Consider the following 22,406-nt stretch of genomic DNA (forward strand, 5'->3'; position numbering starts at 1 on the left):
TGATACTCCTGCGTAGGTCGTTGGACACTTGCCGGTCAACCGGCGGCCAACTGGTGGCCCGGCCGGTCGGCCGTAGGTGGGTAGGTACTGTCGTGGTCCAGCGCGGTGCCGAAATAGCTGTGCCATGCTTCGCGCAGTCCTTCCCCCGTCACTTCGCGCGCCGTGCCGCGGTAGTGCGCCGTGGCGGAGATCAGATTGAGCAGATCGCCTGGATAGCAGGCCAGGAACGGCTTGCCGCTCGGGAGATGCAGGTTGTGGAGCAGGTAGTCGAATGAGGTTTGCACCGCAGTGAGCTTGAGCGCAGCACAACGCGCGTTGAAGACCGCGCGATAGTCGTCGACCGACAAGGGTCCGACGTACAGCTTCGAGCCGAGCCGGCGCAGGAATGCGTCGTCGAATTGGGCCGGAGCGAGATTGGACGAAAACACCGGCCATACGTCGAAAGGTGCAATGAAGCGCGAGCCGGATTGCAGCGTGAACTGATCGACACCCCGATCGAGCGGCATCAACCAGCGGTTGAGCAGATCATGAGGCGCGATGCGCTGGCGCCCGAGATCGTCGACGATATACAGTCCCATGTTCGCTTTCATGTGCGGCGGCGCCTGGTAGAAGCCGGCCGTGGCGTCATAGCGCAGGTCGAGCGCTTCGAGCGTCAGTTCGCCGCCTGAGATCACCATCGGGCGGCAGCACATGCGCCAGCGCCGGTCGCTTGCCTGCGTCTGACTTTGCTCGGGCGCATCGCGATGCACGAGTGGGTCGTAAAGCTGCACGATTTCGCCGCCGACGTAGAGCGCATAGGGAATCGGCACGTTGCCGCGCAGCAGCAGGCCAAGCCGTTCGGCAAGAAACGTCTTGCCGCTGCCTGCTAGGCCGTGCAGCATCAACGGCCGTCCGGCATTGAGCGAGGCCGCAGCTGCATCGAGCAGCGTGTGATCGATGACCACGTCGCGGAATGCCGAACTTACGTTGCTTTGTGTGATGCGAATCCAACGAATCGAGTGTTCGCGCACACTTGCAACATAGCTGTCGAACGCGACGGGGGCGGGGCCGCAATATCTGCAGCGCGTCATTTCGTCTTGTGCGAGATTGCGGCCGCTGTCTGTGAGACGAAGCTGCACGTCAATGTCATTCGCCCCGCGGTGGGTGATCTCGACGAGGTGCTCGCGCACAAGAAATGCCAGCACGTCGTCGAGTACGCTCACCGACAGCTTGTGCCGCTCGGCGAGATCCGCGAAACTCGACTTGCCGTGCAGCAGGACGGACTTGAGTACGAGCCGTGTCACGAACTCCTGCGGCAGTCCGGTTTCGGCGAGCGTGCGTGGAGCACGCAGCGACACGGTGGATTCCTCCGCTTGACGGCCATACGACGGCTCAGGCTCCGGCAGGTGCGTAACTTGCGCGACACTCCCGCTTTCAAGGTTCTGCTGGTTCATCGCTCTTTTCTCCCGCACCGGTTTGCGACCGGCATCACAGGCTGTACGGCTCTGGCTGTCCATGCTGGCGGCAACCCCGGATTCTTCGGCTACGCAGCCGATGCGAACAACACACCCAATGTTCCCGCGGCAATGGCAACGCCGTAGGGTAGTGATCCAACCGATTCGATCTGCTGGTACTGAGGATTCCCGGCCATCTGTCGTCCGGGGTGCCACATGCTGCTTACGATGCACCAGAGATTCACGAGCAATTGCCGCGTGCGTCGGTGACGCAAGATGACGCACAGTGACCAGATCCCGCCCGCGACGAACGTTGCCAGGGCGATACGGACGGTCATCGCCGGTCCGACCCAGGCGCCGATCGTCAGAAGCAGTTTCACGTCGCCGGCGGCCATGCCCCGCAACAGATAGAAGGGCAGCAACACCGCGAACCCGGTCAGGGCGCCGGCCAACCAGTCCGCACTTCCGGCAAGCGGGCCGTTCAGCCGGACCTGCACGACAAGTGCAGCGACGAGGCCGATCGCGATGATCCGGTTCGGAATTCGCCGGCAAGTGAGATCGGTGCTGGCTGTCACGATGGCCAGCGCAATCACACATGCAGGAATGGGTTGTGGGGGCAGAAACATGGCGGGTCTCGATGGGTTTTGTCTGCGTTTATGAAAGCGCCGCCGTGACCTTGGTCGCGATGCGCTGATGCTTCGCAATGTCGCTCCATGCGTGCATGGCTATCTCCCGAATTGATTCGTCGTCGCTCTCGCTCGACGGTGGAACACGCAATGATTCTGGGGAAGACGGGAGAGACGGAAAACCGCCCACCCGTCAAATCCCGTCTCTACAGATCGCTTGAGATGGTGTTGAACACCGCGTTCAGATCTGTCCCGACTAGCGCTACGGCAACGATGATGGTCACCGCAATTAGTGCCGCGATAAGGCCGTACTCGATGGCTGTCACGCCTTGTTTGTCCAACACGAAACGTTTGGTACGCGCTGCGTCAATCCTGAAGAACTGCAGCAGCGCGACGCGTCGTGCTGCTTCTCTCATCGCATTCATAGGTCGCTCCTGTCTTGGTTGGGGAGTGCTGTCAGAATCGAGGACCCGGCGGAGACGGACAAATCAACGGCTAGTCATTGTCCGTCGACGCGCCGCTTATAGGTCGGCCGCGACTGTGTTAAAGACCGCATTCAGCTTTGTGCCGACGAGCGTTACGGCGACGATGATGGCGACGGCGATCAATGATGCGATCAGCCCGTATTCGATAGCGGTTACACCATCTTCGTCACGAACGAAACGCTTGGCTTGGGCGATGATATGTTGCATGGCTAACTCCTTTGGATCACTAATTAAAAACCCTTGGCCTGAATTGGCTGAGGGAAGGTACTACGGGCACTGCGGAAAAAAGGGGCGCCGAGTCTAGGCCGGCCGTGTCGGCGTACACACGGATGCGTGCAAACCGATCTGGTCGGAAGAGTCGCAGCGAGTAAACAGACCACGGAGCGTGTGCAAGGCGAATTGCCAGGCGTAGGGTCTGTGGAGATCATTGCCGGCGCGATGGTGCGCGCAGCGAATGATCGATGTGGTTGCTGCCGGGAACGCGAAGCCAGTGTCGCTGTGGCGACGGTGGGCCCGTCGTTTTGTTTGATCGATCTTCATGTCGTGGTCCTCGCATTCTGTTGCTCGTTATTGGCTTCCGGCCAAAGCCGGAGCCCGCTAGTCAGTCGGCGACTACCCGCTGTTCTCTTTCTCCCCGCGCTGTCTTTGATGATTGCAGCTGCGTATGTGAAGAGATTTCCCCGTGGCTGACTCCGGTCACGATTCAGGCTCTCCCTCGTACCTGCTACCTGAATCGCGCCGGTCGTCACGTCGTCGACTTCCGCGCCCTTTCCTTCGCAAGCTCTGGGCCAGCTTCCCCAAATGCCAGGAAATACGGCGGTGAGGGCGGTTTGCCGGTTGTTCAATCTCACCTCCGACGCACAGGTTGTCTCTAATCTGCGACGATTTCGGGCGCCGATCCGCCAGGGGCAGAATCCCGGAGAGGCCCGCCGTTCGTTGCTCTGCGGAAAATACTCGCGATTTACCCTGGTTCGGTTCGGACGCCGGTGTCGATGAGATCGGCGGCATTTCCACGGACTCGCCGGCCAAAATCGTTTCAATGTTGAAACGCGACTCATCCAGGTCGCTAAAAAACGCGTCGAATTTGCGCTGTGACGCGTGTCTTTGACGGGTGCCACGGCCGGGGAGGAAAACGATGCCTTGAAAGTCAAAGTATTTCCTACAACAATGAATCGACCACAAGCGCGCGATGAATCATTCGTTCGCTTAGGAATGGAAACAAAAAAATCAGATAGACCGGATGCGAAAAAATATCCGGATCTCATGCGAGGCGGGGATCATGTACTTTTCAGGTCGGGGAGTGTTCGGTACCGAACGTTGCATCCATAACTGGCTCACACGCGAACGCGTGTTGCTGTATAGCTGCGTGATGCTCGTGCTTTGCGCCATCCTGCTGGCGGCATGGGGTTGGACTAGCGGCGGTTTCATGGCGACTGGCGTCACCCGGCCGGGCGTCGACTTCTCAGTGTTCTGGACTGCATCGCACATGATGTTGAACGGCTCACCGGCGGCGGTCTACGACTATCCTACGTTTGCACGGGCAGAATCGGCACTTCTCGGTGCGTATGTGAATCATGGTTTTTATCCGTGGCTTTATCCGCCGACGCTACTGCTGCTCGTCACACCGCTTGCTCTTCTGCCCTACACCCTTTGCTATTTACTGTTCGTGTGCGTCGGCGCTTGGTTGTTCGCAACGAGCACGTTAGGTGTCAGCGGTTTCGCGACGCACTTTCGTCGTCCGCAGGTTGCGGGGCTCGTCGTGCTGGCGTATCCGGGTGTCTATGTCGCAGCCTCCATTGGACAGAATGCGTTGCTGACCGCCGCGCTGATGGCCTTCGCCGTTCGCTGGACCGAGAAAAAGCCCGTACTGGCTGGTATTTGCATCGGCCTGCTAGCGATCAAGCCGCAATTGGCGGTGCTGTTTCCGGTAGTGCTGATCGCGGCGCGTGCATGGAAAACCATGTGGGTGGCAGCGATCAGCGCAGGGGCGTTTACAGGACTCAGTGTGCTGGTGTGCGGCACTCAATCGCTCCACGCGTTTGCGGCCAGCACGCGCCTCGCCCGAGAGTTGGTACTCGAGAACCGCACGCTGTACTTGTTTGCGTCTCCGACCCCGTTCGCCGCATTGCGCCTCGCCGATGCATCGATCGCCATGGCTTATATCGCGCAAGGCGGCGTCGCACTAATCGCGGCTGTGGCAGCCTGTTATGTGTGGAAACGCACAGACGATCTGCGTATGCGGGCTGCGGTACTGGCAGTGGCGACGCTGCTCGCCATCCCCTATCTATGGTTCTACGAACTCACCTGGCTTGGCGTGGCGCTTGCCTGTATGACGGTGTGTGGTCTGGAAAAGGGCTGGCGGCGCGGCGAGCAGGCCATTCTGGTGGTGGCGTGGCTGCTGCCGCTATACGAGTACTTCAATCGCCTGACCCTGTTGCCGCAAATCGGACCGGTAGTCCTGCTGCTCGCTCTGCTCGTTATCGTGCGGCGCGTGCGGCTCGATACACAGGAGGCGGCATGAATCTGCACACGTTCCGTCATGCCGCGCCGAAATGCCGGCCGCTGCCGGTATTGCACGGAGCGGGTCCGACGAGGCGTCCGCATTGGCTCAACGCGGATCGTCTGCGGCTATACCCGATCATCGTATTTGGGTGCTACACATTATTCATCGCAATCTTTCTGGTCCGGATAAGCGGGCAGAGCGGGATGAGCGGCATGAGTCCATTCATGGTCGATTTCCTGCCGTTCTGGAGTGCAGCAGTTCTTGCCCTGCATGGGCACGCAGTCGATGCCTATAACGTAAAGGCGCTCTCCGTGATCGAGATCGGCGCGGTGCCGTACCTGGGCGCGGTCAACGGCATCCTGCCGTGGCTGTATCCGCCCAACGCGCTGCTGCTGGTTGCTCCGCTTGCGCTGCTTCCCTATAAGGCAGCTGCGGTGCTATGGCTCGGCGGCGCGTATGCGCTCTTCGTCAAGGTGATCCGGGCCATCGTGCCAGACCGGCACGCTATCCTGCCCGTGCTGTTCTTTCCTGGTGCGCTTTTCGTCATCAGCACCGGGCAAAACGGCTTGCTGACAGCCGCGCTCGCAGGGTGCGGACTTGTATGGTTGCGCCGCCGGCCGGTTGCTGCAGGGGTCTGTCTGGGCCTGTTGTGCATGAAGCCGCAACTGGTCCTGCTGTTTCCGCTGGCTCTGCTGTGCTCCCGGTCCTGGCGCGCGCTGGCTGCTTTCGTGTTGACGGCCGGGGCCACACTCGCGCTTGCGATGCTCGTGTTCGGCGCCCAAACGCTAACGGCATTCCTGCATAACACCGGGATTGCCACTTACAGCATCGAGTCCGCACACGCCACGCTTGAACGCGTGCCGACTGTATTCGCGCTCGCTACGTTGGTTCATGCGCCGGCTGGGCTCGCCTACGCGGCGCAGGGCGCGTGTGCGCTGATCGCCGCGGCTGCCGTCTGTTACGCGTGGAGCCGTGAATGCTCGTATGCCCTGCGTGCTGCAACGTTGATCTGCGCGAGCCTGCTCGTGAGCCCGTATCTCTACGACTACGATCTCGCCTGGTTCGGTGTGTTGATCGCGTGGTATTGCCGGCACGCGCTGGTCGCGGGTTGGGAGCGCGGCGAGCGGGAATGGCTGACCGTGCTCTGGATCGCGCCACTCGGGGGCATTTTGATCATGGCCTGTGGGCCGTTCCAGTTCTTGCCGTTGATCTCGCTGACAACGCTCGGGATGCTGCTGCGGCGCATCGCGCTGGAACGGCGCGCGGCCCCGGTCTTCCAACGTTATGCCGACGAGTGAGGGCCACTACACAAGAGAAGGAAACGCCGGAGAAAAACGTGCGCGATGTGCGGCCTACATTCGCACCGGCTCATAGCATCAAATCAGAATTACGGGGAGGTAATCATGTTTGAACAATATAATATTCCACTGATTTCACTGGTAGTGCCGTTCTACAACGAAGGCGAGGCGGTAGATCAGTTCTTTAGCGAGATCGTTCCGGTTCTCGAGGGGATTGCGTCAACGCGTTTCGAAATAGTCTGCGTCAATGATGGCAGCAGCGACGGTACGCTCGACAAGCTGATCGCCGCCAGCGCGCGCGATGCGCGCATACGTGTTATCGACCTGACGCGAAACTTCGGCAAGGAGGCAGCGCTGACGGCCGGCATCGACGAAGCGTGGGGCGACGCGGTGATCCCTATCGACGCCGATCTGCAGGATCCGCCGAGCCTGATTCCGGTCATGGTCGAACATTGGCGGAAAGGTGCGGAAGTCGTCGCCGCCAAACGGACTAACCGGGCGTGCGACACCTTCGCGAAGCGTACCGCTGCCGCGATCTACTATCGCGTTCACAATGCGCTGTCTGAAGTGAAGCTTCCGGAAAACGTCGGCGACTTTCGTTTGATGGACCGTCAGGTCGTCAACGCACTGCGAAATTTGCCGGAGCGGCGGCGCTTCATGAAAGGGCTGTTTGCGTGGGTCGGCTATCGGACCGTGATTGTGGAGTACCAGCGCGAACCGCGCAGCGCCGGTCATTCGAAGTTCTCCGGATGGCGGTTGTGGAATTTTGCGCTCGAAGGCATCACGAGTTTCAGTACCGTGCCGCTGCGGAGCTGGACCTATATTGGCCTTGCGATCGCCACTGTGGCTTTTGTGTATGGCGGCTTCATCATCGGCCGCACGCTGTGGCTCGGCAACCCGGTGCCCGGCTACGCGTCGCTGCTTTCCGTGATGCTGTTCATGGGGGGTATCGAGTTGATTGGGATCGGCGTGGTCGGCGAATACATCGGCCGAATCTACTACGAGACGAAGGGACGGCCAGTCTATCTCGTGCGCCGCCGCTATCAGGAAAATAGCAAGATCAGCACGCTGCCCGTCGGGCGCAACAGCTCGCGCATGTCGAACACCCTGCGGCTCGAATCCTCGCGCAAGCGCGTGCGGTTCGCTGGCCGCTGATTCGTGGAGGCATGAATCATGTCCCCTGATGCTTATCTTCAGATGGCCGAGACCGAGGCCGAACATTGGTGGTTTCGCGGCCGGCGCGATGTGTTGAGTTCGGTGTTGCGCCGCCTTGCGTTACCGTCCCGCGCGCGTGTGCTCGAAGTAGGTTCGGGCACCGGCGGCAACCTGGAAATGCTGGCCGAGTTCGGCAGCGTGAGTGGAATCGAGATGGACGAGACGGCGCGGGTGCTGACAGCAAAAAGCACCGGAGAGCGTTTCGATATCCGCGCAGGCCGTTGCCCGGATGATTTGCCTTTCGACTGCGAACGCTTCGATCTGATCTGTTTTTTCGATTGCCTCGAACATATCGCCGACGATGTTGGCTCGCTCGTGCGCATGCGGGAGGTACTGGCCCCCGGCGGAAAAGTCGTCGTAACCGTGCCGGCATATCAATGGCTATGGAGCGCGCATGACGTGTTTCTTCAGCACCACAGACGCTACAGCCGAGCGGCGCTGACGGCGTGCGCTGACGAAGCAGGTTACCGCATCGAACGCATCACGTACTTCAACACGCTGCTGCTGCCGCTGGCGATTGCGGTACGTTTTATCGACCGCCTGCTTAAGCACGATAAATCGAGCGGCGATGCTACTCCGGCCGATGTGCTGAACACGTTCCTATACCGCATCTTCAGCGCTGAGCGTCACTGGGTTTCACATCGTACGTTGCCGTGCGGCGTGTCGCTGCTCGCAGTGCTGACGGTAAAGTGACACAGCCATGGCAAACAACACCGAGTTTATAAGAGTGGTCCGCTTCGGTGTCTGCGGCGTGCTGGCGACGGGCTTGCATATCGTCGTGGCCGTCGTGCTGATATCGCACGCTGGTGCGTCGTCGACGTTGGCGAACACGGTGGCGTTCGCATGCGCGACGTGTTGGTCATACCTGGTGAACACGCTCTGGAGCTTCTCATATTCGCTTCGGCTCAGGAACGTCTGGCGATTTGCGGCCGTTTCGTTTGGCGGTGTCGTTTTGACCGGTCTGGTGTCGTACCTGGCGCACGCTGCAGGAGCCGGACCGTGGATAGGAATTGCGATGGTCGTTTGCACGATAACGCCGCTCACTTTTGTCACACACCGTCGCTGGACATATCGATAGAACGTGCGCATTTGCATATTGCCGATTCTTCATGGGGAACGGCCCATTTCTCGACCAGGAATGATTTGAAAGTCTGGTCAACTGCCATGACATCCGGGGTGCTCGCGCATTACATTGCACGCCGTTGCGTGCGCTGGTCGAATGCCGCCGGTGGAACCAACAGCCTGAATACCCTGTTCGGGCAAATCGCATACAGCCTGACAAAGCCGCGGCTGATACCGCTGAGTGCATCGTAAGGCGTTGCGGCAAAGGCAGATGTGGCCTTGCAAACGGCCGGTCGCATATCGGCCATTCCGTCGCCAGATGGCTCCGACACAAAATAAACGATATATACTGTTTATACAGTTATCAATTCGGAGGTAAACATGACAGCACCCGTCACTCGGGAGCACACCAAGAAGGCGTTCCATTTCCCGAAGAGTTCGGCTAAGCACGCGGCGGACGGCGCGGCGCAGGACGTCGCGCCGGAACAGCCGGCGGAAGCGGCGCCTGTCGTCAAGAAGTCGGCCAAAACGAAGCGCTCGGCAGCCGCGGAAGGGGCCCCTGCCGGTAAGAAGGCGGGTAAAGCGAAGCGCTCGGCGGCTTCGGAAGCGACGCCTGCCGTTAAGAAAGCAGCCAAAGCAAAGCGCTCGGCAACGGCGGAAGCGGCGCCTGTTGTCAAGAAGGCGGCCAAAGCAAAGCGTTCGGCAACCGTGGAAGCGGTGCCGGTCGCCAAGAAGGCGGCCAAAGCGAAGCGTTCGGTAGCAGCGGAAGCAGCGCCGGTCGTCAAGAAAGCAACCAAGCCGAAGCGCTCGGCAACCGCGGAAGCTACGCCTGCCGCCACTCCTGAAGCAAAGAAAGCCAAGGCGCCGAAGAAAGAGAAAGTCGTGCGCGACAGCTTCACGATGCCGAAATCGGACTATGACAAGATCGCGTCGCTCAAGCAGAAGTGCCTTGACGCCGGCGTGCCGGTCAAGAAGAGCGAACTGTTGCGAGCAGGCTTGATGATGCTGGAGTCGGCAGCGCCGCAGCGCCTGCTTGCTGCGGTGTCGTCGCTCGAGACGGTGAAGACGGGGCGTCCCGCGAAGGGCTAAACCTGGCATTGTGGTTCGATGCAAGATTTAGCTGGCGTCGTGCCCGCCCGGGCGGTGTCGGACTGCAGCGCATCCGGCTGCAATTTCTCGAGCCGCAGGGGCGGGTACGAAGCATCATCATGACACCGCCATATTGCTGGAAGGTGACGGGCACATTAAGCCGAGCCGCCAGCAGCTTCCCAACGAATCCGCCCTGCAACCTGATCGAACAGCGTACGCACGCGGGGAACGCAAGCCGGTTGTAAATCCATTTCGACACGCGATCCGCTCGCCTTTCCACGATTGCCGCCCGGATAGGGCGCTCAACCTCGGCCATGCGCAGCCGTATTTATGCGCTCTAGACGACTGGTCTAATTGAAGCCATAATCCGGTTCCTATGAGAGCTAGCCATCCCCACATTCGTCGGCACATCCTCGACGCCGGGCGCGCCCTGATCGCGCGCAAAGGCTTTGTCGCGGTCGGGCTGAACGAGATTCTGACCACTGCCGAGATCCCGAAGGGGTCGTTCTATCACTACTTCGGCTCGAAGGAATCGTTCGGCAGCGAGTTGCTGCAGCAGTATGTCGCCGACTACGCGGCGCGCCTTGACGAGCTGTTCGGTCAGCCCGGGTTCAACGGCCGCGACAAGCTGCTGAGTTATTGGGCCGCCTGGCAACAGGCGCAACTCGATCAGGACGGCGACGAAAAGTGTCTGGTGGTGAAGCTGAGCGCGGAAGTCGGCGACCTGTCCGATGAGATGCGCATCGTGCTGCGCGACGGCGTCGACCGCTTGATGACGCGTCTGGCGTCCGTGATCGAAGAAGGTAAAGCAGATGGCTCGCTTTCGCCGGAGATCAAGGCCAAGGAAGCCGCCGAACTCCTTTATCACATGTGGCTCGGCGCGGCGCTCGTCACCAAGCTGCGACAGGATGGAAGCGCGATGGCACAAGCCATGGCGGTCACCGTCAGCGTACTTCGCGCGCCTTGACCGTGCCGCGGTCGAGGCCGAGACCGTGACGCTATTGACGCCTCTCGAACAGAAGCACCAGCAGAAGCACTCACAGAAGCGCTCGCTGAAGAAGCACTCGCAAAATCACTCGCAGAACCACTAACTCCGTGCAGAGCGGAGTCCTTACCGTTGCACATTCCAGGAGATTGATTGTGCGTAGCGTTATCTATTCCTCTTTCGGCAATCCCACCGACGTGCTGCAGGTCGCGGACCGCCCCACGCCGAATCCCGGCGCAGGACAGGTGCGCATCAAATCCACCATGTCGTCGATCCACAATCACGACCTGTGGACGATTCGCGGTCAATACGGCTACAAGCCGAAACTGCCGGCTGTGGGCGGCACTGAAGTCGCCGGTGTAATCGACGCGATCGGCGAGGGTGTCGATCACGTGAAAGTCGGTCAGCGCGTGGTGGTGGCCGGCATCTACGAAGCCTGGGCCGATTACGTTCTGGCGCCGGCGGCAGCGGTCATCCCGCTGCCCGACGCGATCGACGACGAAACAGGCTGTCAGTTGATCGCCATGCCGTTGAGCGCGGTGATGTTGCTGGAGTATCTGCATCTGGAGCCCGGTCAGTGGTTCATCCAGAATACGGCGAACGGTGCGGTTGGTAAGACCCTGGCGATGCTGGCCAACGCACGCGGCATCAATGTGGTCAATCTGGTCCGGCGCGAGTCGGGCATTGCGGAATTGGCCGAGGTGGGCATCGGCAATGCGGTGTCGACCGAAAGCGACGGCTGGAAGAAGCAGGTTCGTGGCATCGTCGGCGATGCGCCGCTGGTAGCGGGTGTCGATTCGGTTGGTGGCGATGCCAGCGGAGACATCTTCAGTCTGCTTGGCGAGAACGGCACGCTGGTTTCGTTTGGCGCCATGTCCGGTGAGCCGATGCGCCTCAGCTCCGGCGACGCGATCTTCAAGCAGGCGACCGTCAAAGGTTTCTGGGCGACCAAGGTGTCCGAGGTCACGTCTGGCGCGGATAAAGCGCGAATGATCGGTGAACTGCTGAAGCTCGCTGCATCGGGCGAGTTGAAGCTGCCAGTCGAAGCCGTCTTCGACGTCGAAAACGCGGCGCAAGCGGCAGCGGCGAGCGAGAAGAGCGCGCGCAAGGGCAAGGTGCTGCTGCGGTTTAAATAAGCAGCGGGCCTTTTCGCTGCACCGCGCGCCGCGCCGTGTAGCGAAGTACCGTCCCAATGCCAGTTCGCAAGCTATCTCCAACGCCTGGCTGTCTGTCCGAATCTATCGATCGGATGCACGGCAGGCGTTGGCCGCATTTTTTCTCGTCGACTCCAAAGCCCAATCCATGATCGAAGTCCATCACCTCAATGAATCCCGTTCGCGCCGCATTACGTGGCTGCTCGAAGAACTCGGCCTCGACTATCAGCTCGTTCAGTACCAGCGGAATCCGCAGACCCGTCTCGCTCCCCCGGAATTGATGGCGATCCATCCGCTGGGCAAGGCCCCCGTGATTCGTGACGGCGAAAAGGTGATTTTCGAGTCGGGCGCGATTGTCGACTATCTGATTCGCCACCATGGCAACGGCCGCCTGAGCCCGGCATACGGAACCGACGCGTACGACCGTTACGCGCAGTTTCTGCACTACGCGGAAGGCTCCGCCATGCTGCCATTGATGTTGAAGGTGTACACGGCACGTCTTGGCGACGGTGCTGCTCCGTTGCAACCGAGAATCGAAAGTGAGTTGCAGAATCACCTCGGTTTTCTGAATCAGGAATTGGCCGGCCGCGACTACTTCATGGGCGATGAATTGACTGGTGTCGATATCCAACTCTCCTTCGTGGCTCAGACGTGCCTGAAGTTTTGTGGACGCGACGCGTTCCCGAATATCACTGCGTTCGTCGATCGCATCGAGGCGCGTCCCGCTTATCAACGCGCGATGGAAAAGGGCGGCGCGTAGGCGTACCTCAGCCGGCTATCAGGCCGGTTCGCTCAACGCCGGCTCATTGACGATCTGTTTGATGACCGCTTCCAACAAGCCTGGAAACCCGGCGTCCAGCTCGGCACGCCGCAGCGAATTCTGATGCACGGTGCCGGCAACGCGCGTGCGCACCAGCCCCGCTTCGCCGTCGCTTAAGCGCTGCGCTACGCGAAAGCGGTGAGGGCGTAATAAAGCGCGCGGCAGGGTGTGAATTCCACACACCCTGCCGCGCGCTATTTGCAGATCAATCCTGCTGCGGGTTGCTTATCCTTTGATGTGCTCCGTCGAGAGCCAGCCCCCGCTTACGCCGATCTGCGCCACCTGTTTTGCCACCGCGTCGGCCAGACGCTTCGCGTCCGCTGAAACACCGGCCTTCTTGGTTTCGGATACAGCGTGCAGGCCACCGCCCACAGCCGCTGAGGTCGCGACGCTCCCGACCGCGGCGCCCACGCCGGCTGTTTCTGCCATACCGGGTGCCTTGCCGCTGTCGCCGGTGGCATTGAAACTTTGCACCAGCCGCGCGGTGCCGCCCGCTGGTTTGTACAGAATCTGCACGGAGCTGCTAACCTCGCTCTTGCCTGCGCCGAGGCCGATCAGCACGCGGCGGCGGCGATTGCCCTGGTCGATCGTGTCGAAGCTGCCTTGTACGAGCAGGACGTTCTGGTCGGCGGGGGCGGGGATGTCCGAGCGAATCGCGCGCAGCCCAATCGACTGCAATTGATGCACGATTTCGTTGGCGACCTGCTCACGCACGGCGATCGCATCGGCGGATTGCTTGTCCGCGGGGGACGAGCCGTCGAGCTGCGATTTCAATTTCTTCAGCATGCCGCCATTGTCCAGTTTCACCTGATCCGGATTGGTGTCGAACGTGTAGACATAAATGTTGTCCGGGCGCACTTGCGGCTGTGCGCTGGTCTGGGTCGCGTTGCTGATGGTGCCGCCGGCGCAGCCGGTCAGGAGCGCGCTGCCGAAAACCATCGCGACGCATGCAAAACGAGCGGCATTCTTTTTGAGGAAACTCACTGAAGTCAACATGTTCATCCTGTCGTCGGCACTGGGTGCCGTTATGTTCGAACGCATCTTCCGATGATCGGGCAACCGTGGGATCGGTGATCATCGGGATCGCGTTCGCACGCGCATTTTCACTAAAGCACCCTTGATCTCATGCGTCTTTTTTCGTACGCACCGGCAGCGAAACGAAGTATGGGTGAGTCACTTCCCAAACTCCATTCAACAATTATTTCGCGCTATGTCACGGCGAAACAGGCCGCTGCGGGGTGGTTCAGGCAGGGGGTGAAAGCGACGGCGAGGACATCAGCTCAAGGCGAGCTGGATGATGCAGCAAAGAACGAAGACGAGAAGCGCGGCGGCGACGGCCATGTTCAGCGGATAGCGCATTCTTCACCTGGCACTAGCGTTGCGGTGTTCTTATCCTAATCACCTGAGGGAAGATGAAAAGTGGGCAGCGAGGCGGCTATGTGCGAAAGCCAACGTAGCCTGCTGAATGGCTACGCTGCTTTTTGGCGGGAGCGCTTCCAACTGATCTTGCGTCGGGATGGATTGCCGTGTTCCGTTCCGTGATTTGGAATGACCGGGCCCCAAAGCGAACGAGTGTGCGCGTCGGCACGAAGACAGACGACGCCAGGGTGTGCCCGCTGGCGCAATGTGGCTGGATGGCGCATGATTGAAGCAATGTGCCGTCCGACCCTAGAAGCAGCAAGCCTCTGCGGGAGGCGCGGCGCACGCGACGCCACGGGTGCATATGCCGGAGAGGCCCATCGCGGCGATGCACTGCGGGCGAGTATTCAATCGTTAAGGAGGATTTCGCATGGACCGACCTGACGCCGCCAATCCGTTTGGCGATTTCACCAAAATGCTGGAGCAGTTCAAGCTCCCCGGCTTCGACGTACCCGCCATCATGGAAGCACGACGCAAGGATATGGAGGCACTGGTTCAAGCGAATCAGACGGCCTTCCAGGGCATGCAGTCGCTCGCGCAGAAACAGACCGAGATGCTGCGTACCACGCTGGGCGAATTGCAGTCGCTCACGGGGCAGCTGTCGGCCGGCGGCGCCGCGCCTCCGGCGAAAGCCGCCGAACTGATCCAGCAAAGCCTGCATAAGTCGCTCGCCGATATGCAGCAGTTGGCGCAAGCCGCGTATCAGACGCAGGCTGAGTCGTACGCGGTGATCGCAAAACGCGTAGAAGAAAATGTGCAGGAGCTCAAATCGCTCTTGCAGCAGCAGAAAAAGTAACCGGCGCGCCCGCGTCGGATCGCTCGATTCGGATCCGGCGCCACTCGCGGAATTCGCAATGAATTCGCAATGAAGCAGCAATGAAGTGCCAGGTGCCGCGGATGGCGATCAAATTATCCGCGGCATTTTTTTCGCCTCGAATCACCCCCATCCCGCGATTTTCTCTTCACACAAATGCAGTCTGCACGCGCCGCAATGATCAGATGAAACAGGCCCGCGAACGCGAATTATTCAGCGAACGCTTACATCGCTCGTCACATGCTACACGCATCGATATTTTTCTGCTGCGGCCCCGTTATTTTTTCAGGGTGTTCGCTTTAAACAGGGAGAAGCGGAAAAAAATGCATCGAAACGCCGCCCCTTGGTGATCCGGTCCGCAAATTTCAAACAGTCTGAAACGGCATCGCGCTCGCGGAAGGTTTAAATCGTCCCGCAAACGATTGCTGTGCCACGTCGCGATGCCTAAAGTTTCGCGCCGCCACTCCGTAGACGCATTCACGCAACCCAACCGGTGTGAATGCAGTACCGGCACCACCGGTCCGGAGTGCACCCCTGGATTCCCGCTCGTGATGGGCTCACCCGCCGGCCACGAGCGTTTCACCTCGAAGGACATCTCTTGAAACCGAAGCTCTCTATCAGCATTGCTCGCGCAATGCTCGGGGCAAGCTGCGCGCTGTCGTTTGCCGCGCACGCCACGCTCGGCCAGAACGTCAGCACCGTCGACAGCGATCAGACACGCCTGCGCGCAGTGACGCATACAGCAACTACGCAAAGCGCGTATTCGGTGCACCTGATGACGATGCCGTCCGGCACGCTCGTACGTGAGTACGTTGCGCCCAACGGCACCGCGTTTGGTGTCGCGTGGCAAGGCCCGACATTGCCGGATCTGAAATCCATCCTGGGCACGTCGTTCGACCAGTACGTCGCCGTCACCGCAACGCGGCGTGGCACGCCGCTCGCGGTGTCCACCAGCGATCTGGTGGTCTACTCCGGCGGGCACCTGCGTGCGTTCGCCGGCTATGCGTATCTGCCGCAAGCGGTGCCCGCGGGCGTCGATGTCGGCGTCATTCAATAACGGAGCGGATCATGCGTCAATCTTCTTCGTTCGTGACCGTGTTGTGCGCGGCGCTGCTCGCGTTGCTCGTCAGTGCCTGCGGCGGCGGAGGCGGCGGCTCCAGCGGTTCCAGCCCCTCGGCGAGTTCCAGCAGTACGACGAGCCTGTCGGCCGGTCCCACCGTCACCAATGCTTCGCCTTCGCCGCAAGTGGTAGCCGACAACGCGGTCCTCGTATCGGTCGACTCCGGCGTGAGCAACGTGCCGAACATGCCGTTTGTCAGCGTCACGATTTGCGTGCCCGGCACGACCCAGTGCCAGACCATCGACCACATGCTGGTGGATACCGGTTCATGGGGCGTGCGCGTGTTCGCCTCGCAATTGCCCGCTTCGATGACGCTGCCGCAGCAGAAGGACGCCTCGGGCAATCTGGTCGCCGAATGCATGCAGTTCTTCGACGGCTACACATGGGGTTCGGTGAAGCTCGCGGACCTGCAGATCGCGGGTGAAAAAGCGGCCTCGCTGCCGATCCAGGTGATCGATCCGAACTACGCTTCGCTGCCGTCCGATTGCGCGAGCTACGGTGCGTCGCGCAACACACCGGCTACGTTGCAGGCTAATGGCATTCTGGGCATCGGCGTGTTCAAGCACGATTGCGGCGCGAACTGTGTGCAGAATGCGGTGGCCGGCACGTACTACGGTTGCAACGGCACGGCATGCACGTCGATTCCGCTCGCTGAACCGCTGCAGGTCGCCAATCCGATTCCGTACTTTGCGACCGACAACAACGGTTCGATGCTGAGCCTGCCGATGGTGTCGGGCGGCGCGCAGTCGGTGAGTGGGCAATTGGTGTTCGGCATCGGCACGCAGAGCAACAATTCGCTAGGCAGCGCGCAGGTGATCGGTGTGAGTCCGTCGAATGGCACTTTTACGACGGTGCAGAACGGCACGACGTATTCGAGCAGTATTCTGGACAGCGGCTCGACCGGCCTGTTCTTCCAGACCAGTGCAATGCCTGCATGCGCAAGCCCCAATAACGCGTACTACTGCCCGGTGTCGACCCAGTCGTTGAGTGCCATGATCCAGGGGGTGAACGGCACGACGAGCACGGTGAACTTCAGCGTCGGCAATGCGACGACCATTTCGCAGACGTACAGCGGCGATTCGGCGTTGCCGCTGCTGGCGGGACCGGCCTTTGTGACGTCGTCGATTTTCGACTGGGGCCTGCCGTTCTTCTACGGGCGTAACGTGTATGCCGCTGTCGAGCAGCAGGCGACGCCTGGCGGGACGGGGCCTTACGTCGCGTATTGAGCGATAGCCAGGTTTCGCTCCGATGGGAAAAAGCCCGCTGCCGGTTTATTCGGCAGCGGGCTTTTTTGTGGGGGCGCGAAGTGTGTCACGTGCGGGCATTGCAATTGGACTAACGCCGGCGTGCGGCCCGCTTGGCGGGTGCTGTTTTGGTGGCAGCGGGCTTGGATTGCTGCGGCGCCTGCACCGCCCCGGCACCACCCGCCGGCGTCGCCACTTCGCGCGGTTGCGTTTTGTCGCCGACTGCCGCAATCAGCCGATGCACGAACCGCAACTTGTCCATCACCGGCGAGGCCAGCGTGAACGGATAAGCGTCGGGCATGCCGAGACTGCGGTTCAGGCTGTTCAACGCATAGGTGAGCGGAAACCAGCGCTTCATCAGATTTTCGAAGCTCGCGTCTTCCACCGGCGTGCGGTCAGTCAGCGTCGGCTCGCTCGGGTCGTCGGGCAACAGGGCGAGGCCGTACGACGTCGAGGTATCCAGCACGTCGACGATCAGCAGGTAGTGCGCCCACGTCTCGGCCCAATCTTCCCAAGGATGTGTCGTCGCATAGGCGCTGATCGTCGAGGCCTGCCAGTCCGCCGGTGCGCCGTCGCGGTAGTAGGCCGTCAACGCCTTGCCGTAGTCGGCACGCTCGTCGCCGAACAGCTTGCGGAACGGCTTGAGCCAGCGCGGATCGCTCTCGATCAACTGGCTGAAGTAGTAGTGGCCCGTCTCATGGCGGAAGTGGCCGAGCAGCGTGCGGAAGGGCTCGCCCATCGCGCTGCGCACCTTTTCGCGGTAGGCGTCGTCGGCTTCGGCGATATTCAGCGTGATAAGGCCGTCGTCGTGGCCGGTCATGACGCGCGAACCGTCTTCGCCGTCCTCGAGGAATTCGAATTCCAATCCATGCTCCGGATCGGCCTGGCGCGACGGCACGTCGAGGCCGAGCGCGGCCAGCGTGTACAGCAGACGCCGTTTCGCCATCTCCAGCCGATACCAGTAGAGCCGGTTATCCGGCGTGCTCAGATTCGGAATCGTGCGCGTGAGCTGGCAGGCACGGCACAATGTGTCGGGCGAGTCGGCGGGGATCATCCAGTTGCAGACATTTTCGACGGCGTAGTTGTGGCACTGCCGGAACAGGGCGCCCTCGGCACGCGGATGCAGACTGCGCCAGCGTTCGTCATCGGCTTCTTCGAAGGCGCTGATTTCGGCCAGTTCGGGTACGTATCCGAGCAATGACTCGCACCGTTCACAGCGCACGTTTTCGTAGAACACAAGATGCGAGCAGCGATTGCAGTGGAAGGTTTTCATCGATCGAGCCCGGAGGGGTGGGGGCAGTCATGGAGCAGCAGGGGGGCGCTTTGCCGGCAGGCCGTATGTCGGTCGCCGGGCATCCCCAGGCGCCTGCAAGAGCGAAGGCGATGTGCAATCTTCATGCCGCATTTGCCAGACGTCACTGGTTTAACGCACATTACGTACATGATCGTGCATTGGCGCTGCGCCGCTTTGGTGCGCGGCCTTCGAAAAAGCAGTGGAAAGGCGCGTGGATCGATCGGCCGGACGGTCGGTAGACGCGGCAAACTTCGTAGCAGGCGCTAATCCGGGCGGGTCAGGCAGTTCACGCGGTTTTTCGATCAACGGCATGAAGCTTGCTTTTTGGCGGGCTGCCATCCTTTGTCCAGGAGTCCGGTGTGTCCATACGCGTCGCGTTGAATCATGTCACACATTACCGCTACGACAGGCTGGTTGCGCTGTCGCCCCAGGTCGTGCGGCTCAGGCCTGCGCCGCATTGCCGGACCCCCATTCTGTCTTATTCGATGCGGGTCGAACCGGCCGAACACTTCATCAACTGGCAGCAGGACGCGTTTGCCAACTATCAGGCACGCCTCGTCTTCCCCGAGAAGACGCGCGAATTCAAGGTGACCGTGGATCTGGTCGCCGAGATGGCCGTCTATAACCCGTTCGACTTCTTTCTCGAACCGTCGGCGGAAAAGTTTCCGTTCGAGTATGCGCCCGGCCTCGCGCTGGAACTCGCGCCGTACCGCGTCAAGCGCCCCATGACGCCACGCTTTGCCGAGTTCGTCGCGAGTATCGACCGCACGCCAATGATCACGGCCGACTTCCTCGTCGCACTGAATCAGCGGCTGCAACGCGAGATCCGCTACCTGATCCGCATGGAACCCGGCGTGCAGACGCCCGAGGAAACGCTGGTGAGCGCCGCGGGCTCGTGCCGCGATTCGGGCTGGCTGCTGGTCGAGACGCTGCGGCAATTGGGGCTGGCGGCGCGCTTCGTCTCCGGCTACCTGCTGCAGCTCGCGCCCGACGTCAAATCCATCGACGGCCCGAGCGGCACCGAAGTCGACTTCACCGACCTGCACGCATGGTGCGAGGTGTACCTGCCGGGTGCGGGCTGGATCGGTCTCGATCCGACCTCCGGCCTGCTCGCCGGTGAAGGCCATATCCCGGTCGCCTGCACGCCCGAACCCGGCAGCGCGGCGCCGATCTCAGGCGCGGTCGACGAATCCGAAGTCGAGTTCGAGCACACCATGTCGATTGAACGGGTCCTGGAGACGCCGCGCGTCACCAGGCCGTTCAGCGAAGCGGTGTGGGGCGACGTGCTGAAAATGGGCGAACAGGTCGACCAGCGCCTCACCGAGATGGACGTGCGCCTGACGATGGGCGGCGAGCCGACCTTCGTGTCGGTGCGCGATCGCGACGCCGCCGAGTGGAACACTGACGCGCTCGGCCCCACCAAACGCGGCTACGCGGTCGCGCTGATGGACAAGCTGCGCTCGCGCTACGGCGCAAACGGCTTTCTGCACATCGGCCAGGGCAAGTGGTATCCGGGCGAGCAGTTGCCGCGCTGGGCGATGTCGCTCTACTGGCGCGCCGATGGCGAACCGTGCTGGCAGGACCCCACGCTGTTCGCCGACGAACGCGAGCCGGGCACCTACACGGCAGCCGACGCGCAACGTTTCCTCTCTCATCTGACGAGCAAGCTGGGAGTCGACCACGACTGCATCCAGCCCGGTTTCGAAGACGTCTGGTACTACCTGTGGCGCGAGCGCCGCCTGCCGGTCAATGTCGATCCGCTCGATGCGCGTCTGGACGACGAGCTGGAACGCGTGCGTCTGCGGCGCGTGTTCGATGCGGGCCTGGGTGGCGCGACCGGTTTTGTCCTGCCGCTCGCGCGCGAACGCGATGTGCCGCACGAGGCGCCGAAGTGGGTTAGCGGCCGGTGGTTCTTCCGCGACGACCGTATGTTCCTGATTCCCGGCGACTCGCCGATGGGTTATCGCTTGCCGCTCGACTCGCTGCCGTGGGTGTCGAAGACCGACTATCCGTATCAGCACGCGCACGATCCGTTTGCGCCGCCGGTGCCGTTGCGCCCGGCCGCGCAATTGCGCATGCAATACGACGGCGACGGTGAGGCCCGCCGCACCCTGAGCGCCGCCGAAGCGCGGCAGGCGGCGGCTTTGTCGTCGTCAGCGGCGGAGTTGCTGAGCGGCATGGCGGGCAGCGGGGTGCTGGCGTTTGCGCCGCAACCGGGCGATGAGCAGGCGCCCGCGCGCGGGCAGTCGTCGAAGGAAACATTGCGTACGGCGATCTGCGTGGAAGCGCGCGACCCGAAACGTGCCGCCGGTCCGAAAGCGGAAACCGAAGCGTTCGGCAGCGGCCGTTCGCTGCTGCATGTGTTCATGCCGCCGCTCACGGAACTCGATGATTATCTCGACCTGCTCGCCGCGGTCGAAGCGACGGCGGCTGAGTTGCAGATGAAGGTGGTGCTCGAGGGCTACCCGCCGCCGCGCGATGCGCGCCTGAAAGTCCTGCAGGTGACGCCGGACCCGGGTGTGATCGAGGTGAACATTCATCCGGCTTCGAGCTGGGCGCAACTGGTCGACAACACGGAGTACCTGTATCAGTCCGCGGCCGAGAGCTATTTGAGCAGCGAGAAGTTCATGACCGACGGCCGGCATACCGGAACCGGCGGCGGCAACCACTTCGTGCTCGGCGGCGCGACGCCTGCCGACAGTCCTTTCCTGCGACGCCCCGATCTGCTCGCGAGTCTGATCGCGTATTGGCACAACCATCCTTCGCTGTCGTATCTGTTTTCCGGGCTCTTTATCGGGCCGACGAGCCAGGCGCCGCGCGTCGATGAAGCACGCAACGATCAGGTGTATGAACTCGAAGTGGCGTTCCGCGAGTTGCAGCGGCAGATCGATCTGCTCGGCGGCCGCGACAGCGCGAATCTGCCGGCGTGGATGATCGACCGCTCGTTGCGCAACATTCTGATCGATGTGACGGGCAACACACACCGCGCCGAATTCTGCATCGACAAACTCTATTCGCCTGATGGTCCGACTGGCCGCCTCGGCCTGCTCGAATTGCGCGGTTTTGAAATGCCGCCGCATGCGCGCATGAGTCTCGTGCAGCAGTTGCTGCTGCGCGCGCTGGTGGCGCGCTTCTGGCACACGCCGTACACGCAGCGGCTCACGCGCTGGGGCACGGAACTGCATGACCGCTTTCTGCTCGGCACCTTCGCGAAAATGGATTTCGACGACGTGCTCGGCGAACTCAACCAGGCGGGCTTCGCCTTCGAGAGCAGCTGGTTCGCGCCGCACTTCGAATTCCGCTTCCCGCTGGTCGGCGCGACCACGGTGAACGGCGTCTCGCTGACCATTCGCAACGCGCTGGAACCCTGGCACGTGATGGGCGAGGAGGGCTCGCCGGGCGGCACGGTGCGTTACGTGGATTCGTCGGTGGAAAGGCTCGAAGTGCACGCGCTTGGTTTGAACGACAACCGTCATGTGCTGACCGTCAACGGGGTGCCGGTTCCGCTTCAGCCGACCGGCCGCGTCAGCGAATATGTGGCCGGCGTGCGCTTTCGCGCGTGGTCGCAACCGTCGGCGCTGCACCCGACCATCGGCGTGGATGCGCCGCTCACCTTCGATCTGGTCGATACGTGGACTGGCCGCTCGGTGGGCGGATGCCAGTATCATGTCGCTCATCCGGGCGGGCGCAACTATGAGACCTTCCCGGTCAACGCCTATGAGGCGGAAAGCCGGCGGCGCGCGCGCTTCTTCTCGTCCGGGCATACGCCGGGGCCGCTCACGGTCGAGAGGCCGCCGCGCAGCCTGGAGTTTCCGTTCACGCTGGACCTGCGGTACTGGTAACCT

Annotated in this window: 23 protein-coding genes; 16 read left to right on the forward strand and 7 right to left on the reverse strand. The window is 61.5% G+C overall.

Annotated elements, in window-relative coordinates:
- Window positions 1-35: 35 nt before the first annotated feature.
- The 4 genes from GNZ12_RS23005 to GNZ12_RS23020 form a co-directional block, all read right to left on the reverse strand.
- A complete protein-coding gene (locus GNZ12_RS23005; protein WP_172313975.1) occupies window positions 36-1,433 on the reverse strand; it encodes an ATP-binding protein in 1,398 nt (465 codons plus the stop codon).
- 89 nt (window positions 1,434-1,522) lie between these two features.
- Entirely contained in the window at window positions 1,523-2,059 is a 537-nt protein-coding gene (locus GNZ12_RS23010; protein ID WP_172313977.1) for an A24 family peptidase, read from the reverse strand.
- Window positions 2,060-2,265: 206 nt separating this feature from the next.
- Entirely contained in the window at window positions 2,266-2,430 is a 165-nt protein-coding gene (locus tag GNZ12_RS23015) for a Flp family type IVb pilin (protein WP_328806057.1), read from the reverse strand.
- Window positions 2,431-2,580: 150 nt separating this feature from the next.
- Window positions 2,581-2,751 (reverse strand): Flp family type IVb pilin, encoded by a 171-nt coding sequence (locus GNZ12_RS23020; RefSeq protein WP_172313979.1) that lies wholly within the window; start codon window positions 2,749-2,751, stop codon window positions 2,581-2,583.
- A 1,072-nt stretch (window positions 2,752-3,823) separates the two neighbouring features.
- On the opposite strand from GNZ12_RS23020, the gene GNZ12_RS23025 reads away from it, so the two are divergent.
- The 10 genes from GNZ12_RS23025 to GNZ12_RS23070 all read left to right on the forward strand — a co-directional run bounded on the left by GNZ12_RS23025 (window position 3,824) and on the right by GNZ12_RS23070 (window position 12,610).
- Window positions 3,824-5,065 (forward strand): glycosyltransferase family 87 protein, encoded by a 1,242-nt coding sequence (locus GNZ12_RS23025; protein WP_172313980.1) that lies wholly within the window; start codon window positions 3,824-3,826, stop codon window positions 5,063-5,065.
- Window positions 5,062-6,345 carry a glycosyltransferase family 87 protein gene (locus GNZ12_RS23030; RefSeq protein ID WP_172313982.1) on the forward strand — a complete coding sequence of 428 codons (1,284 nt, stop codon included), beginning with the start codon at window positions 5,062-5,064 and terminating at the stop codon, window positions 6,343-6,345. The genes GNZ12_RS23025 and GNZ12_RS23030 overlap by 4 nt, the downstream gene beginning before the upstream one ends.
- Before the next feature lie 105 nt (window positions 6,346-6,450).
- Window positions 6,451-7,500 (forward strand): glycosyltransferase, encoded by a 1,050-nt coding sequence (locus tag GNZ12_RS23035; protein WP_172313984.1) that lies wholly within the window; start codon window positions 6,451-6,453, stop codon window positions 7,498-7,500.
- Between the two features lie 18 nt (window positions 7,501-7,518).
- Complete coding sequence (locus GNZ12_RS23040) at window positions 7,519-8,253, forward strand: class I SAM-dependent methyltransferase (protein ID WP_172313986.1); 735 nt, start codon at window positions 7,519-7,521, stop codon at window positions 8,251-8,253.
- A 7-nt stretch (window positions 8,254-8,260) separates the two neighbouring features.
- Complete coding sequence (locus tag GNZ12_RS23045) at window positions 8,261-8,638, forward strand: GtrA family protein (RefSeq protein ID WP_172313988.1); 378 nt, start codon at window positions 8,261-8,263, stop codon at window positions 8,636-8,638.
- Window positions 8,560-8,874 (forward strand): hypothetical protein, encoded by a 315-nt coding sequence (locus GNZ12_RS23050; RefSeq protein ID WP_172313945.1) that lies wholly within the window; start codon window positions 8,560-8,562, stop codon window positions 8,872-8,874. Before GNZ12_RS23045 ends, GNZ12_RS23050 begins: the two co-directional genes overlap by 79 nt.
- A 129-nt stretch (window positions 8,875-9,003) precedes the next feature.
- Entirely contained in the window at window positions 9,004-9,711 is a 708-nt protein-coding gene (locus GNZ12_RS45585) for a hypothetical protein (RefSeq protein WP_172313990.1), read from the forward strand.
- 376 nt (window positions 9,712-10,087) lie between these two features.
- Window positions 10,088-10,678 carry a TetR/AcrR family transcriptional regulator gene (locus GNZ12_RS23060; RefSeq protein WP_172313992.1) on the forward strand — a complete coding sequence of 197 codons (591 nt, stop codon included), beginning with the start codon at window positions 10,088-10,090 and terminating at the stop codon, window positions 10,676-10,678.
- Between the two features lie 173 nt (window positions 10,679-10,851).
- Complete coding sequence (locus GNZ12_RS23065; protein WP_172313994.1) at window positions 10,852-11,832, forward strand: zinc-binding dehydrogenase; 981 nt, start codon at window positions 10,852-10,854, stop codon at window positions 11,830-11,832.
- A 166-nt stretch (window positions 11,833-11,998) separates the two neighbouring features.
- Window positions 11,999-12,610, forward strand: coding sequence for a glutathione S-transferase family protein (locus tag GNZ12_RS23070; protein WP_172313996.1), 612 nt, complete (start codon window positions 11,999-12,001; stop codon window positions 12,608-12,610).
- Between the two features lie 18 nt (window positions 12,611-12,628).
- On the opposite strand, the gene GNZ12_RS45070 is transcribed toward GNZ12_RS23070, so the two are convergent.
- Both GNZ12_RS45070 and GNZ12_RS23080 read right to left on the reverse strand, forming a co-directional pair.
- Entirely contained in the window at window positions 12,629-12,763 is a 135-nt protein-coding gene (locus GNZ12_RS45070; RefSeq protein WP_268959047.1) for a hypothetical protein, read from the reverse strand.
- A 132-nt stretch (window positions 12,764-12,895) separates the two neighbouring features.
- Window positions 12,896-13,666, reverse strand: coding sequence for a DUF4410 domain-containing protein (locus tag GNZ12_RS23080; RefSeq protein WP_172313998.1), 771 nt, complete (start codon window positions 13,664-13,666; stop codon window positions 12,896-12,898).
- A gap of 168 nt (window positions 13,667-13,834) precedes the next feature.
- Here GNZ12_RS23080 and GNZ12_RS23085 point away from each other — a divergent pair, with 168 nt between their 5' ends.
- The 5 genes from GNZ12_RS23085 to GNZ12_RS23105 all read left to right on the forward strand — a co-directional run bounded on the left by GNZ12_RS23085 (window position 13,835) and on the right by GNZ12_RS23105 (window position 17,249).
- Entirely contained in the window at window positions 13,835-14,068 is a 234-nt protein-coding gene (locus tag GNZ12_RS23085) for a hypothetical protein (protein ID WP_172314000.1), read from the forward strand.
- A gap of 391 nt (window positions 14,069-14,459) precedes the next feature.
- On the forward strand, window positions 14,460-14,885 hold the full coding sequence (phaP, locus tag GNZ12_RS23090; protein ID WP_074286572.1) for a phasin family protein: 426 nt from the start codon (window positions 14,460-14,462) through the stop codon (window positions 14,883-14,885).
- Between the two features lie 101 nt (window positions 14,886-14,986).
- Window positions 14,987-15,253, forward strand: coding sequence for a hypothetical protein (locus GNZ12_RS23095; protein ID WP_172314002.1), 267 nt, complete (start codon window positions 14,987-14,989; stop codon window positions 15,251-15,253).
- Between the two features lie 284 nt (window positions 15,254-15,537).
- On the forward strand, window positions 15,538-15,960 hold the full coding sequence (locus tag GNZ12_RS23100; protein WP_172314132.1) for a DUF2844 domain-containing protein: 423 nt from the start codon (window positions 15,538-15,540) through the stop codon (window positions 15,958-15,960).
- An 11-nt stretch (window positions 15,961-15,971) separates the two neighbouring features.
- Window positions 15,972-17,249: a DUF3443 domain-containing protein gene (locus GNZ12_RS23105; RefSeq protein WP_172314004.1), complete on the forward strand. Its 1,278-nt coding sequence runs from the start codon at window positions 15,972-15,974 to the stop codon at window positions 17,247-17,249.
- A gap of 109 nt (window positions 17,250-17,358) precedes the next feature.
- On the opposite strand, the gene GNZ12_RS23110 is transcribed toward GNZ12_RS23105, so the two are convergent.
- Window positions 17,359-18,540 (reverse strand): zinc-binding metallopeptidase family protein, encoded by a 1,182-nt coding sequence (locus GNZ12_RS23110; RefSeq protein ID WP_172314006.1) that lies wholly within the window; start codon window positions 18,538-18,540, stop codon window positions 17,359-17,361.
- A 380-nt stretch (window positions 18,541-18,920) separates the two neighbouring features.
- Here GNZ12_RS23110 and GNZ12_RS23115 point away from each other — a divergent pair, with 380 nt between their 5' ends.
- Window positions 18,921-22,403 carry a transglutaminase family protein gene (locus GNZ12_RS23115; protein WP_172314008.1) on the forward strand — a complete coding sequence of 1,161 codons (3,483 nt, stop codon included), beginning with the start codon at window positions 18,921-18,923 and terminating at the stop codon, window positions 22,401-22,403.
- Window positions 22,404-22,406: the final 3 nt, after the last annotated feature.

Source organism: Paraburkholderia solitsugae (genome assembly GCF_013177695.1).
Lineage (GTDB): Bacteria > Pseudomonadota > Gammaproteobacteria > Burkholderiales > Burkholderiaceae > Paraburkholderia > Paraburkholderia solitsugae.

Excerpts from the sequence above, each read along its gene's own strand:
- GNZ12_RS23020 (WP_172313979.1), bottom strand. The coding sequence starts at position 2,751 with ATGCAACATATCATCGCCCAAGCCAAGCGTTTCGTTCGTGACGAAGAT.
- GNZ12_RS23100 (WP_172314132.1), top strand. The coding sequence starts at position 15,538 with ATGCTCGGGGCAAGCTGCGCGCTGTCGTTTGCCGCGCACGCCACGCTC.
- GNZ12_RS23010 (WP_172313977.1), bottom strand. The coding sequence starts at position 2,059 with ATGTTTCTGCCCCCACAACCCATTCCTGCATGTGTGATTGCGCTGGCC.
- phaP (WP_074286572.1), top strand. The coding sequence starts at position 14,460 with ATGGACCGACCTGACGCCGCCAATCCGTTTGGCGATTTCACCAAAATG.
- GNZ12_RS23085 (WP_172314000.1), top strand. The coding sequence starts at position 13,835 with ATGGGTGAGTCACTTCCCAAACTCCATTCAACAATTATTTCGCGCTAT.
- GNZ12_RS23070 (WP_172313996.1), top strand. The coding sequence starts at position 11,999 with ATGATCGAAGTCCATCACCTCAATGAATCCCGTTCGCGCCGCATTACG.
- GNZ12_RS23045 (WP_172313988.1), top strand. The coding sequence starts at position 8,261 with ATGGCAAACAACACCGAGTTTATAAGAGTGGTCCGCTTCGGTGTCTGC.
- GNZ12_RS23025 (WP_172313980.1), top strand. The coding sequence starts at position 3,824 with ATGTACTTTTCAGGTCGGGGAGTGTTCGGTACCGAACGTTGCATCCAT.
- GNZ12_RS23030 (WP_172313982.1), top strand. The coding sequence starts at position 5,062 with ATGAATCTGCACACGTTCCGTCATGCCGCGCCGAAATGCCGGCCGCTG.
- GNZ12_RS23110 (WP_172314006.1), bottom strand. The coding sequence starts at position 18,540 with ATGAAAACCTTCCACTGCAATCGCTGCTCGCATCTTGTGTTCTACGAA.
- GNZ12_RS23105 (WP_172314004.1), top strand. The coding sequence starts at position 15,972 with ATGCGTCAATCTTCTTCGTTCGTGACCGTGTTGTGCGCGGCGCTGCTC.
- GNZ12_RS23080 (WP_172313998.1), bottom strand. The coding sequence starts at position 13,666 with ATGTTGACTTCAGTGAGTTTCCTCAAAAAGAATGCCGCTCGTTTTGCA.
- GNZ12_RS23040 (WP_172313986.1), top strand. The coding sequence starts at position 7,519 with ATGTCCCCTGATGCTTATCTTCAGATGGCCGAGACCGAGGCCGAACAT.
- GNZ12_RS23005 (WP_172313975.1), bottom strand. The coding sequence starts at position 1,433 with ATGAACCAGCAGAACCTTGAAAGCGGGAGTGTCGCGCAAGTTACGCAC.
- GNZ12_RS45585 (WP_172313990.1), top strand. The coding sequence starts at position 9,004 with ATGACAGCACCCGTCACTCGGGAGCACACCAAGAAGGCGTTCCATTTC.
- GNZ12_RS23095 (WP_172314002.1), top strand. The coding sequence starts at position 14,987 with ATGGCGATCAAATTATCCGCGGCATTTTTTTCGCCTCGAATCACCCCC.
- GNZ12_RS23060 (WP_172313992.1), top strand. The coding sequence starts at position 10,088 with ATGAGAGCTAGCCATCCCCACATTCGTCGGCACATCCTCGACGCCGGG.
- GNZ12_RS23035 (WP_172313984.1), top strand. The coding sequence starts at position 6,451 with ATGTTTGAACAATATAATATTCCACTGATTTCACTGGTAGTGCCGTTC.